This window comes from Cohnella luojiensis (assembly GCF_004564235.1).
GTDB lineage: Bacteria > Bacillota > Bacilli > Paenibacillales > Paenibacillaceae > Cohnella > Cohnella luojiensis.
Window position 1 is genome coordinate 119,773 of record NZ_SOMN01000012.1, and the last position, 12,343, is coordinate 132,115.

The 12,343-nt window shown below is 46.1% G+C and carries 15 protein-coding genes and 1 pseudogene; 10 read left to right on the top strand and 6 right to left on the bottom strand.

Annotation, left to right across the window (positions count from 1 at the left end):
- The first annotated feature begins 3 nt into the window (after window positions 1-3).
- The 3 genes from E2980_RS24210 to E2980_RS11480 are packed head-to-tail and all read left to right on the top strand — an operon-like array spanning window position 4 to window position 975.
- Window positions 4-153, top strand: coding sequence for a hypothetical protein (locus tag E2980_RS24210; protein ID WP_167747085.1), 150 nt, complete (start codon window positions 4-6; stop codon window positions 151-153).
- Between the two features lie 41 nt (window positions 154-194).
- The gene (locus E2980_RS11475; RefSeq protein ID WP_135152315.1) at window positions 195-596 is read left to right on the top strand and encodes a Crp/Fnr family transcriptional regulator; all 402 of its coding nucleotides are present in this window, start codon (window positions 195-197) and stop codon (window positions 594-596) included.
- Between the two features lie 40 nt (window positions 597-636).
- Window positions 637-975 carry an MmcQ/YjbR family DNA-binding protein gene (locus E2980_RS11480; protein WP_135152316.1) on the top strand — a complete coding sequence of 113 codons (339 nt, stop codon included), beginning with the start codon at window positions 637-639 and terminating at the stop codon, window positions 973-975.
- Window positions 976-1,099: 124 nt separating this feature from the next.
- Here the strand turns inward: E2980_RS11480 and E2980_RS11485 are convergent, their stop codons facing one another.
- The 4 genes from E2980_RS11485 to E2980_RS11500 all read right to left on the bottom strand — a co-directional run bounded on the left by E2980_RS11485 (window position 1,100) and on the right by E2980_RS11500 (window position 6,346).
- On the bottom strand, window positions 1,100-2,185 hold the full coding sequence (locus E2980_RS11485; RefSeq protein WP_135152317.1) for a GerAB/ArcD/ProY family transporter: 1,086 nt from the start codon (window positions 2,183-2,185) through the stop codon (window positions 1,100-1,102).
- Window positions 2,182-3,360, bottom strand: coding sequence for a Ger(x)C family spore germination protein (locus E2980_RS11490; protein WP_167747086.1), 1,179 nt, complete (start codon window positions 3,358-3,360; stop codon window positions 2,182-2,184). Before E2980_RS11490 ends, E2980_RS11485 begins: the two co-directional genes overlap by 4 nt.
- Complete coding sequence (locus E2980_RS11495; RefSeq protein ID WP_135152319.1) at window positions 3,360-4,919, bottom strand: spore germination protein; 1,560 nt, start codon at window positions 4,917-4,919, stop codon at window positions 3,360-3,362. Before E2980_RS11495 ends, E2980_RS11490 begins: the two co-directional genes overlap by 1 nt.
- A 935-nt stretch (window positions 4,920-5,854) precedes the next feature.
- Window positions 5,855-6,346, bottom strand: a complete 492-nt coding sequence (locus tag E2980_RS11500; protein ID WP_135152320.1) for an RrF2 family transcriptional regulator — start codon at window positions 6,344-6,346, stop codon at window positions 5,855-5,857.
- A gap of 190 nt (window positions 6,347-6,536) precedes the next feature.
- Between E2980_RS11500 and E2980_RS11505 the strand changes: the two genes are divergently transcribed.
- Window positions 6,537-7,196, top strand: coding sequence for an FMN-dependent NADH-azoreductase (locus E2980_RS11505; protein ID WP_135152321.1), 660 nt, complete (start codon window positions 6,537-6,539; stop codon window positions 7,194-7,196).
- Window positions 7,197-7,221: 25 nt separating this feature from the next.
- Window positions 7,222-7,425 carry a hypothetical protein gene (locus E2980_RS24215; protein ID WP_167747087.1) on the top strand — a complete coding sequence of 68 codons (204 nt, stop codon included), beginning with the start codon at window positions 7,222-7,224 and terminating at the stop codon, window positions 7,423-7,425.
- A 426-nt stretch (window positions 7,426-7,851) separates the two neighbouring features.
- On the opposite strand, the gene E2980_RS11510 is transcribed toward E2980_RS24215, so the two are convergent.
- Complete coding sequence (locus E2980_RS11510) at window positions 7,852-8,415, bottom strand: NAD(P)H-dependent oxidoreductase (protein ID WP_338080663.1); 564 nt, start codon at window positions 8,413-8,415, stop codon at window positions 7,852-7,854.
- 96 nt (window positions 8,416-8,511) lie between these two features.
- Window positions 8,512-8,739: pseudogene (locus tag E2980_RS11515) on the bottom strand (hypothetical protein); the annotation flags it as partial.
- 191 nt (window positions 8,740-8,930) lie between these two features.
- Here E2980_RS11515 and istA point away from each other — a divergent pair.
- The 5 genes from istA to E2980_RS11540 all read left to right on the top strand — a co-directional run.
- Window positions 8,931-10,136 (top strand): IS21 family transposase, encoded by a 1,206-nt coding sequence (istA, locus tag E2980_RS11520; protein WP_276322265.1) that lies wholly within the window; start codon window positions 8,931-8,933, stop codon window positions 10,134-10,136.
- Entirely contained in the window at window positions 10,133-10,918 is a 786-nt protein-coding gene (istB, locus tag E2980_RS11525) for an IS21-like element helper ATPase IstB (RefSeq protein WP_135152324.1), read from the top strand. Before istA ends, istB begins: the two co-directional genes overlap by 4 nt.
- 195 nt (window positions 10,919-11,113) lie before the next feature.
- A complete protein-coding gene (gene tnpA / locus E2980_RS11530; protein WP_135152325.1) occupies window positions 11,114-11,434 on the top strand; it encodes an IS66 family insertion sequence element accessory protein TnpA in 321 nt (106 codons plus the stop codon).
- On the top strand, window positions 11,428-11,781 hold the full coding sequence (gene tnpB, locus E2980_RS11535; protein WP_135152326.1) for an IS66 family insertion sequence element accessory protein TnpB: 354 nt from the start codon (window positions 11,428-11,430) through the stop codon (window positions 11,779-11,781). Before tnpA ends, tnpB begins: the two co-directional genes overlap by 7 nt.
- An 80-nt stretch (window positions 11,782-11,861) precedes the next feature.
- The coding region (locus tag E2980_RS11540) for an IS66 family transposase zinc-finger binding domain-containing protein (RefSeq protein WP_205699961.1) at window positions 11,862-12,343 on the top strand (482 nt) is incomplete at its 3' end.

Here is a 12,343-nt window from a genome sequence, read left to right on the forward strand (position 1 = left end):
CCGATGAACAAGCTTTGGTATTTATCGCAAATAAGTATTTTTGAAGAAATGTCGCGAGAAGAAATGAGAGGGATTGATCAGCTAGATACCATCCATGCGGAAAACTGTTCACCCTTGGCATTCTCACAAGAGGAAATATATTCGGAGAGTTAAATTCATTCTCGTTCGGAACCAGGAAGGTTTATATTGAAACGATGGAATCGTCGCTTCTTTGCACCATGTCCGAGCCTCAGTTCGAACGGCTGATGATCAATCGGCCTCAGCTTGCGCTCAAATTCCTTAAAGCACTCAGTGACCAGTTAAAGGAGCGGGAGGATCAATTGGAACAGTGTGCGCTTCATGGTCTTAGAAAACGCGTGCTCCATCTCCTTTCCACACTGAGCGCCAAATTCGGCGTCATTCAAGACGGATATGCGTTGATCGATCTGCCGCTTTCCCATCAAGAGATTGCCAATATGATCGGCGCTAGCCGCGAAGCGGTCAGTAGCGTGATGAGCGAGCTTGCCAAGGAGGGCGTCGTTAAGACATCACGCCTGTCTGTTCAACTTGCTGTTACAATACTTGAAGAAAATATTCCTCGAAACTCTACACATTGATATGCAAGGCTTGTGTCATTTACGAAGGAGATGAACCGGTTTGAAAAATAATTTCATCGAATACTGTCTAAACAAAAAAGGAGCGATTAAGGATTATCCCTTGGGAACCGATCCACTCGCGATAAAAATTGCAGGTAAAATATTCGCTCTTTTTTATGAGGAAAAAGGGTACTTGATCCTAAAATGCGACCCGGTGATTGCGGAAAACTTGAGAGAGCAGCATGAGGACGTTCGACCGGGGTATCATATGAACAAACAGCACTCGAATACGATTATTCTAAAGGTTTTTTTGCCAGAGTCGGATATCTTTGCAATGATTGACCACTCTTACGATTTGGTTGTTAAAAGCCTTCCTAAGAGCATCCGGGAGTCTATTTAGACTTACAATTGTTGGATATCTATCATAAGGTCGGACAAGCAGCCATGCGTCTCATTCGTCGTGAGCGATATTTTCAAGGAAATTCCGGCCATGAATGATAAGAGGTTGTGCGCCTCTGAAATTGCTACTTTAACATGTATTTTTTTCGAATAGAACCAATAATCCACAATAGTAAAGGAATGCCGACGAGATTTACAGGAAAAATCACATCACGCCAAAACTTCACGAAATTCATGGTTTCGTTAGTGTTTCGCGGCAGCAGTGAAATGACAAAAACAACAGGAGCTATCCACCAAACGGTATGCTTCCATTTTTTGATGTGAAATAATTGCGCAGTACCGTAACTGGTAATAAAGAAATAAAGGGATGCTTTAATAAAAATGCCGATGATCCAGATCAAGACAGTCAACACATCAACGTTTTGGATAAATTCCATTACAGAAATATACGTTACAACAGAGTACATAGGATAAATAAATTTAGCCGGCAAATTCGGCCCCAAGACCATAATGATGAACAATGTCATGGCCAAAACGGCGAATGAAGCTGCTGCAACCCCGGCTAAGGAAGAGACTAGAGCTCGCTCGGGTTTGGTCATAAAAGCGATTAACATGACCACCATAAAGGATTCGGCTAGGAAGGAGGCAGGAGATAAACCTCCTTTAACAATGGGCAACAATCCCGAGTTGGAGTAAACCGGCAGTAGTCTAAGCCAGTTCCAATCCTTCGCGCTTAATAAAATGACGAGAATAGCGCTTAAAACGCTAATAGGACCGATGATTTCGCTGCAACGGCTGATACTTCTAAGACCTCCGGAATAGGTGACATATACGATAGCGCCTAACATAATGAGAATGACAATCCATAGCGGCGTCGAACTGAATAAAGCAGCGATAACATAATCCGCATATTCCCTTAAAATGATTCCGGTCACGGAGACCCACATCAAAAAGTAAGGAACAAGTATGATTTTTCCCAGCCATTTTCCGAGAATCGACTGACTGTATTGAATAAAGGTTTGCTCCGGGTAAAGGAGGCTTAATCTGACTGCGACAAATGTAGTGAATAAGCAGATCAGGGTTGCGACGATGATTGAAATCCATGCGTCTTGTTTGGCAACAAAAGCGGCGGACGAGAGGCTGTAAGTGGCCGTCATCCCGAATTCCATCGTGAAAATCAGCCAAAACAGCTGATATCCGGAAATTTTCATTTATTAATATCACCTTCCTTGAATTGGAGCGGCGGCCCGACCAAGCCGACGCTTTTTAAATTTACCTTTACATTGACCGTGACTTTTATGTCCTGAAATATCGTATCCCACTGTCCTTTTATTTTGTTCCATTCTCTTGGATGCTGACGATTCAGAGCTTCATTGAAACCAAGTACATCGGCACCATATTGTTTTTGAACTTTGGTGACCATTTCAAGAACATGCTCGCTGGTTTTCTTATTGATCGTGTTCTGCACAAGTTTCAAATTTTTCTGCCCTCTTAGATCCAAATTCGTATTGTTTTCTGAAACATGTCCCACTCCGCTTAGTTCAATCTCCATCTTCACCTTATTTTCCGAGGATATTCTGCTTTTTAGCTTGCTTCCAAAATTTGTAACGATGACGCCGACGCTCCCGCCTGCTTCGGGAATATTTTCCTCTACGTCCAAGTAAGATATTCTTTTGAGAATCCACTGTCGATAAGCGCCTTCTACAAAATTTAAATAACCGGCTAATTTATAATCGTGGTTAAAAATAGCGCGACCATAAAATCGGATCGTTCTTTGCGATGAGTCTCCCTGTACGATGTCTACTACAGGCAAAGTCGGGCAGCTTCCTTCGGTACTGGAGGCTATCATAAAATCGAGATAGGATGTGCCTGAAGTACCTCCAACCGCTTTATGTATTTTGAGTGATGCGACGGCAGGAACTTTCTCCAGAGGGTAGGGCACTTGCAAAGCTTCCAAGCCTGTATTTCCCTTGACCACCCAAATGTCCATTCGGATTCGATTGCCCGGATCTCGGGAAAATGCATCCAGCATATCTTTGATTCCATGTTTAGCCAGATCTTCTCCAATGTAATAGTTGCGCCGGTGACTGCGGGTTATGATTCGGGAAAGCTTTTGTCGCGCTTTTTGAATGGCTTCGAGAGGACTTTTACCGCTGCCCGTTTCAATAAAATAAGGTTTTTCGCCGCCGGTTCCTCCTTTTGAGCTTTGTTCGATTCTGGAGGGAATAATGAATTGACCGGCAGTTAAATACGTCCCATCCTTGTTAAGATCAGTCGATGCGGCAAGATCGAAGACTCTGTCCGAAAGTTCTTCACGATCCCAACAACCTGTCGTTAAAGCGATACAGAGTATCAAAAATAGGAAAGCTGTCGGGCGGTGTTTCATTATGCTTCGTCTCCTTGGTTGCCGCCTGGTTTTTGTCCTTTGGGGACTCGCAAATGATTTTGGGTAGAACCGGATAACGGGATGGTATGCATATTCCATCTTGGCGCGCGAATCAATACATCCTTTAATTCCGTTCTTGATAATGGGGCTATCGGACTTAAATAGGGGACTCCGAATGACTCCAGATTCGTAAGGTGAATGAGAAGGAATAAAGATGCCATCGTCACTCCGTATAACCCGAACATCCCTGAAAAAAGGAGCATCGGAAAACGGAGCATTCGAAATGCCACTCCCATGCTGTATCTGGGGACGATGAGAGATGCAATTCCTGTAAGGGAAACTACGATGACCATCGGAGCCGATACGATCCCTGCCTGAACGGCAGCTTGGCCAATAACGAGAGCCCCGACAATACTGACTGCCGAACCGGTTGGCCTAGGCAATCGTATGCCGGCCTCGCGTAAACCCTCGAATAAAAATTCCATCATAAATGCTTCAATGACCGCCGGAAAGGGAACCCCTTCACGAGCAGATGTGATGCTGAGCAAAAAATTTGTGGGCATCAATTGCGGATGAAACGTCGTAATTGCAACATAAATAGAAGGCAAGAATAGCGAAGTGATAATCAATAGCATTCGCAGCCAACGAATAATGGTTGCGTAAATGAATCGCTCATAATAATCATCCGCCGATTGAAAAGCGTTCCATAGGGTACAGGGAACGATAAGTACAAAAGGTGTGCCATCGATGAAAATCGCTACTTTTCTTTCCGCAAGGCATGAGGCGACAATATCCGGGCGTTCGGTATTCTGCACTTGCGGGAATAGTGTGAAAGGGTGATCTTCTATGAACTCCTCAATAAAATTCCCGCCAAGCACGGTATCGATTTGAATTCGACTGATTCGTTTTCGAACTTCTTCAACGATCGAATCTATTGCGATGCCTTCAATGTAGGCGATGACAATAGTCGTTTTGGAAAGATTGCCGACGGTCATGGACTCCATTTTAAGTTTCGTGCTCTGAATTTTCCTGCGAACCAGGCTTGTATTCACATTAATGTTTTCCGTAAAACCTTCTCTTGGTCCCCGAATCGTCGTCTCATTGGCGGGCTCTTCAACGGCTCGCTGTTCGAAGCCTTTCAATTCGGCAATAACGGCATGGCTTAATCCATCCGATAGGATAACGACATTAGAGGATAAAATACTTTGTACAATATCGCCTATTGTCTCCACAGTTTTTGTTTTTGCGATGGAGACCAGCTGTTGTTCCAACATCAAATCAACAGCGTTTAACTCCCCCAATCCGGGACGGGGAGTTTCTAACATCCAAGGTTTTAGCAATAGGTTATCTAATGCCTTGGTATCCACCAAACCATCCAAATAAACCAATAGAGCATTGATTTGTCCGAAAATTTGGATACGCCGAAAGACGATATCATAACAACTTTTAAACGAATTTCTGAGAATCAGTTCATTCTTTTCTAAAGATTTGCTTACCGGATCATGGAGTGCTTCATCAGGCAGGTTACCGTTAGAACTTGTATTTTGTGTAGTAGACATGGCATACCTCAGTCATTTAACGGATGTTTTGAACGGCGACTCTGCATGTCGTAATCGCCTAGTTTCATTTTTTCCTTATCGCTGGGATTTTAGCCGTCCCCGGTTGCCGTTCACGGATCGAAAGGGAAGCCGTCTTGCTCGAACATCGGATGGACAAGCGATGCGGACTCGGCGGTATTAACGAAGGCGGTCCTCACGCTGCTGGGCAGAAAGTAGCCTCAACCTCAAAGGTGAAGGACGAAAAAAAATACACGCTTCAATATGTAACGATATTTTGTGGGCACACTTTTTTTTTGCGTAGAAAAAGACCACATCTTATGATGGGTCTCTTCTACTTATTACATTGAGTTATACATTTTGAATTTAATAATTCGGATAATCATATCGAAGTAAAGCATTAGACCTCTGTCAAGAAAGTAGATACCTTGATCGTGTATGTTAGCTGGACTTCTGGTAGTACATGGCCTCAAAGCGATCAGGCGACTCGTAGCCCAAAGAGCCATCAAAGATAAGCTCCTTCTTCAACACGTTATGAAACGACTCGATGCACGCATTTATCATACCAGTTGCCCTTGTACGTCTGCAGCCGTGCGCGGTACTCGTCCGAGGTATACCGGGACCCGCGGTCAGATGTGCGAAGAAAATAAAGTCCTAGACTCGAATTGTTGATTTGGCGCTGATTTGAGCATACAGAAGCTGTCTACCTTTGAGAAATATGCATTAGACTGACCCTAATAATCTAACCAGCGGTAGCCTTGGACGAGAAAATAAAGTGCTAGACTGCCGCTGTTTGATTTAACTATCGTTCCCGTTCAGCACAATGAAATTGCTTTTCTATATGATACAGTTCAGTGTATCATCTCTAAGCACCCAAAGCGGGTGCCTTTGTTCTTAGGGCAAAAGTTCGGGACGGCGAACCTTGGGAGTTCAAGCTTTCATAAATAGTTTTGACTACCAATTCGTACTTTCTCAGGCAAAACACGATCCAGCTCCCTAATTAACCAAGCAAGAGTTTTTTTACGTAAAGCCTCACGCATATGCTCTTCTGCTTCTAGCATTGCCAAGTTAATTGTACATATTGGATTGCTTTGAGTACATGACGTACATTCTTCATCATCTCTATATTTTAAACTCGTTTTTAGTATATTTTTACATTGATAAATAGGTTTCTTTCCTTCAACCGCTTCAATTACATCCCAAAACGAAATCTCTTCAGGAGGTTTAGCTAATTTATATCCACCCTTTACACCAGGTGAAGAACTCACAATACCAGACTTGGACAATTTACCGAAAACTTTCGAGAGATACGTTTCCGAAAGCCCTTGGACTTCTGAAAGGTTTTTTATTCCTATGCTTTCCTCTTCTGGTATGTCTATTAAATAAACAAGGCTGTGCAAAGCATATTCAACCATTATGCTGTACGACATATATATCACCTACTTTCATGTAAAGAAAAATACAATAACATTGTATAGCATCCATTTCATTTTGTAAATTTACATAAATTACATAAATTTCAAGGTTGTATAAATTGACATGCCACTGGGGAAAATATATTATAGACTATGGTGATCGTCGATTAAGTAAGTCGGCAATAACACTTAGGAGGAAATATACATGGGTAAGTTACTTATCATCAATGCACACCCGGTTTTTGATTCTAAAACCTCTGCAAGTCTAGATGTGTTTAATTACTTTCTAAAAGTATACAAAGAGAAGCATTCAAATGGCGAGGTCATTGAACAAATCAATCTATACGACGAAGAAGTACCTTTGTTAGATAAAAATGTTTTTAGCGCATGGTCGAAACAAGCGGAAGACAAAGAATTAACTAGTCAAGAAAAAAAAGTAACAGATCGCATGAGTGAGATATTAAACCAATTCAAAAGCGCTAGTAAGTACGTCATTGTTTTTCCAATGCATAACTTTAGTATCCCCTCAAAACTAAAAGATTATATAGATAATGTTATGATTGCAAGGGAAACGTTTAGATATATAGATACCCCAATGAGTAATGGAAGAGCATCCGTCGGACTTCTGGATGATGGAAGAAGCATAGTTACAATTCAAGCCAGTGGATCAATTTACACCAATAATAACTTTTATACCGAACTGGAGTACTCGAATAAATTTTTAAAGTCCATGTTTTATTTAATGGGAATCGAAGATTTTGAAACAGTTCGAATACAAGGAACTGCATTCCTGGACAGAAATGAAGTATTACAAAAAGCATATAAAGAAGCTGAAGAGCAAGCTTCAAAATTAGCAGCTAAATAAGAAATTATTTTGTCAGCCGATCTGTTTGATCGGCTGTTTTCAATTCAATTGGGATACGGTTCTCCGCGTTGTCATGAATGCGGTTCGCGTAGCCATGGTCGTATCGGGAACCGACGATTATACAGGCCGATTTGATAATTATGTGAAGCATATCGCCGAACATAAATCGATTGGCGTGTTGGAATCCGAACACCCGATTTCTTATGTGACGGCATGGGATGAGGCTTAATATCTTCTTTTTATAAGAACAAAATCCGATTTTGCCGGGCCGATCAACGCGTCAAACGGAAGTAGTCTGAGCATCCAGGAACTCGGTCGTCATATTGCGGAATGCCTAAATGCGGAACCGCTGTTTCATGTGGGATCGCGCGAGGAAACTTGTCCCCTAATGCCATGCCTTATACATGGAAGCTGTCGAATGCCAGAGCGGCGTCTGCCGGGTTTGCGTTTTCGCCGATTCGGAAGTCGATTGCCGGTATGGTCCAGGAAAGCATGGCGCGGCTAGGTGGGGCTCGATGTGACGCCAATGGAGCGGTCAACAAAAAATCCCCTCGAGGGGGATTTTTCGCGTCCGGCGCGTTAACAGGCCGCGGCAAGCTTGACGGCCTGTTCCATTGCTGCCCGGACGATCTCTTTCGCGCGCTCCGGTTAAAAATCATGGCCTTCCACGTAAAGCGCTTGTACGTCGCGAATCCCGACGATGCCGAGCACCAGGCGCAGATAGGGATGGCTGTGATCCATGGCCGCTGCCGGCCCTTCGGAGTAAAACCCCGCCGCTCGACTGGATGTGCAGCGCTTTTTTGTCGCGCAGCAGGCCGACCGGTCCGCGTTCCGTGTAATGGAACGTCTTGCCGACGATGACGAAGGCGTCGATGAACGCCTTGAGCCGAGGGGGAATGCCCCAATTCCACATGGGGGAGACGAATACGTATTTATCGGCGCGCATCGCCATTTCGGTAATGTCGTTAAGGGCATTAACTTTCTGCCGTTCCACGGGACTCAGCTCGGAGAAGTCCAGGCGTTCTTTTCTCAATTTTCCCCATGCCCGTACGACATCGCCGTCGACCGTCTGGAATGCTTCTTGGTAGACATCGAATACGCGTATGTCGTCGTCCGGATGAGCTTCCCGATAGGCTTGAAGAAACGCCCGGCCGACCTGCAGGCCGACCGAATGGTCCGGCGACTTGGGGGTAGCGGTAATATACAATAATTGCGTCATGTTGATGCCTCTTAGGTTTGTAATGGGATGAGCGGTAATGACCGAGTGCGTCAATCGTAAGCGTGAGGAAGGAAGCGAAATATCCAGCCCGCGGCATCACGGCTGTATGCCGAAGCTCGAACGGAGTAACTCGCGATAACGCGGGCCGTCGAAGATGTCTCCGATTAACGGAACCGGCGTCAACGGCAAATACGCTCCGAATCCCGTGTCGAGCAGGTAGCGCCACCCTTCGTAGACGAGGAGAAAGGCGATATGACTTCGTCCCAGGGTCAAATAACGCTGCGCGTCCCGGTCGTAATTGACCCCTCTCGTGAGCACCACGCGAAAGCCGTTTTCGGCCTCTTACGGGTTTTTAAAAGGGATGATTGTTGGAATGTCCCAACATTTGTGTCATGTAAGCAGCGATGGTAAAATCCCCAATATCAGCGATTGAAAATTCCCCACTTGAGACCGACATACTCTCCGAGGGGAGAGTAAATATGATCAAGAATGGGGAGCACTTCATGATTAAAGAAATGCATGAAAAGGGAATGAGCATCACTCAAATTGCAACCGAGCTTGGCAGGGATCGCAAGACGATTCGCAGTTGGCTTCAGGAGAATGAAACGAAGAAATACCAACGTCAAATGACGATTAGACCTTGCTTGCTAGAGTCGTTCAAAGGCTATGTCAAACGACGTATGGAAGAAGGCTGCCTCAACGCCGTTGTTCTCTTCGACGAGATTAAAGCACAAGGCTACGCCGGGAAAACAACGATGCTACGTCATTTCATGAGTCCACTTCGTCCCACAGTAATCTCGCAAGCGACTGAGCGGTATGAGACGCCACCTGGGCAGCAAGCACAGGTCGACTGGGGATTATTCAAAGTCAAGTGGAACGGTACTTACAAACGCTTGTATGCTTTCGTTATGGTTCTTGGTTATTCACGTATGCTTTATGTAGAGTTTACCGAAAATGAGCGACTCGACACGTTAATGGGTTGCCATCTACGCGCCATGCAGTATTTCGGCGGTCGAACGCGGACCTGCCTCTACGACAATATGAAAACGGTCGTATCCGGCCAAGATGAACAGGGAGAAGTCGTGTGGAACGAGCGGTTTGCTAAGTTTGCCAATCATCATGGCTTTGTCTTGCGCCGGTGCCGCCCCTATCGTGCTCGCACTAAGGGGAAGGTCGAAAGCGGTGTAAAGTATGTACGGAAGAACTTCTGGCCACGCGTACAAACCTTTACAGATTTACATGACCTTAATCTTCAAGCTAGGGCATGGATGGACAAGACTGCGAATGTGCGAATCCATGCGACGACGCACGAAGTGCCACAGGAACGCTGGCTACGTGAAGAACTGCAGCCATTCAACCTGACCCGATTTGAAGCGGTATACCGACATGAACGTAAGGTTTCATCGGACTGTCTCGTTTCCTATAACGCCCATCGTTACTCGGTTCCCCATCGCTACGTGGGGTATACCGTGGAGGTGGAAGATCAGAACAACGGACTCATCCGGATCTATACAGGAGAGATTATCCTTGCCGAGCACGTTAAAGCCCTCGGTCGTCATCAAGTGGTTGCGAACAAAACGCACTTCGTAGGGATCAGAACCACGGGCAGCTCCAAGGCCGCTACGCCCATGCCCCTATTGGTTCCCAAAGCGATCCCCGAAGTCGTCACCCGCGACTTGTCTGTATACGACATCTTCTCCGAAGAGGTGATGACGTCGTGATGATCCAAGAGCGATTGGAAGAAGCGTTCCAATACTTTGGCTGGGTTCGCATCCCAGACATCCTGCACCAGCACGCAGAAGAAGCCGCTGAACAAAATATAGCGTACACAGCTTTTTTAGACAAGCTACTCCAAGAGGAAATGACCGAGAAAAGAAGCCGGTTCGTGCAAATGAGAACGAGAATGGCGCATCTGCCCTTTCAAAAATCGCTAGAGACATTCGACTTTAGCTTTCAACCGTCCATTGATGAGAAGCGCATTAAGGACCTGGCCACTCTACGGTTTGTCGAGCATCAAGAGAATCTCATTTTCTTGGGACCGCCTGGTGTGGGGAAGTCGCATCTGGCTGTCGCGCTGGCCTACGAGGCGCTCCGGCGGCGATATACGGTATACTTCGTAACCGCGCACGACCTAGTGCAGAGCTTGCAGCTCGCGCATCAGAATCATACGATTAAACAGCGAATGCGAACATATACGAAACCCGATCTGCTTATTATTGATGAAATCGGATACCGTAAAATGGATGACACAGCAGCGCATTTCTTCTTTCAGATTGTCTCCGAGCGTTATGAAAAGGGATCCATCATCTTAACGAGCAACAAGTCGTTTGGAGGTTGGGGAGAGATTTTCGGAGATTCGGTATTAGCGACCGCAATTCTGGATCGCTTGTTGCACCACTCCAGCACGATCAATATTAAGGGTGAAAGCTACCGGATCAAGGAGAAGAAAAAGGCAGGATTTTTCAAACCGGAACCGGCAGAGGAAGCAGAAGCAACTGAATAATTTTTTTGAAATTCCCCCCTCGGGGGGAATGGATATAAACCCTTAGGTGGGGAAAATTCAACCGCTGATAATGAGGAAAATTCAATTGCTGGTGACATCATTTATGTCTGAGAAAGCGTCAAACCAACCCCACCTTCAAGCCACCTAATAGCTATGAGATAATCCTCCTCAGAATCGAAACTGAGGAGGATTTTCATGACCAGAGAAGATACTCGAAAGAAATGGGAAGCGCGAGTCACTGCTTTCCGGTCCAGCGGCGAGAAAGCAACAAGGTGGTGTAAAGCCCATCAAGTGGATCGTCGACAACTTTACGCATGGATGAAACGAATAGATGGAACTGCCTCTCCTAAGCCAAGCGTATCCAAATGGCTAAACGTTCAAGTTGCACCCGAGCCCGCACCGGAGACGGACGTTAGCCTTGGAGTTAAAGTCGGTCCGGCCGTCATCGTAGTCAAATGTGGGTTTAATCCCGCTTTGCTCCGCGACGTGGTGCAGGCACTTAAAGCCCTATGCTGAGCCAACTTAACGCTAACCGAGTTTATTTGGCTTGCGGAAGCACGGATTTGCGCAAATCTATTGACGGCCTTGCCGCTCTTGTCCAAGAAGGATTCGGCCTGGATCCGTTCTCCCCTTGTTTGTTTGTGTTTTGCAACCGCGAACGCAACAAACTCAAAATCCTCTACTGGGAACATAACGGCTTCTGGTTGTTCTACCGCCGACTCGAGCGCGGCACGTTCCAGTGGCCGTTGGCTAATCACACGCCAATCAGTGTCTCCACCCGTGAGCTTCGCTGGCTATTAGACGGGCTTGCACTAAGCCAGAAACAGGCCCATTCCAAGGTCACTGCGCAAACGGTTATCTAATGGCCATTGTTCGCCGTTTCGCCATACCTGGCGGCACTTCTTAGCAGGAAAAGGGGACGTTTTTGGCAAAGATATTAGGTATGGAAAATCGAGCGGATCACCTAGACCCTACAACAGAAAACTACGAAGCTACCATCGCAAAGTTAGAGCAGCACAACGCTGAACTGACAGCCAAGCTGAACTGGTACCAGGAGCAGTTCCGTCTCGCTCAGCAGAAGCGCTTTGGCGCGTCGAGCGAGAAGACGCATCCGGATCAGGTCGAGATGGACCTGTTCAACGAAGCCGAGGTTCTGGTATCGCCTACCTCGGAGGAGCCGGACTTAGAGACCGTCACCTACAGTCGAAAGAAGACGGTGGGTGCTCGTGAAGCGAAGCTGGAACAGTTCCCCGTCGACACGGTGACCTATGCATTACCCGAATCCGAGCAGATTTGTGAGTGCTGCGGCGGCGCGCTCCATGAAATGAGTACCGAGACGCGCAACGAAATCACAGTCATTCCGGCGCAAGTTCGGGTCTTACGGCATGAGCGTCTGGTATATGGCTGCCGCCGCTGCGAGCGCGA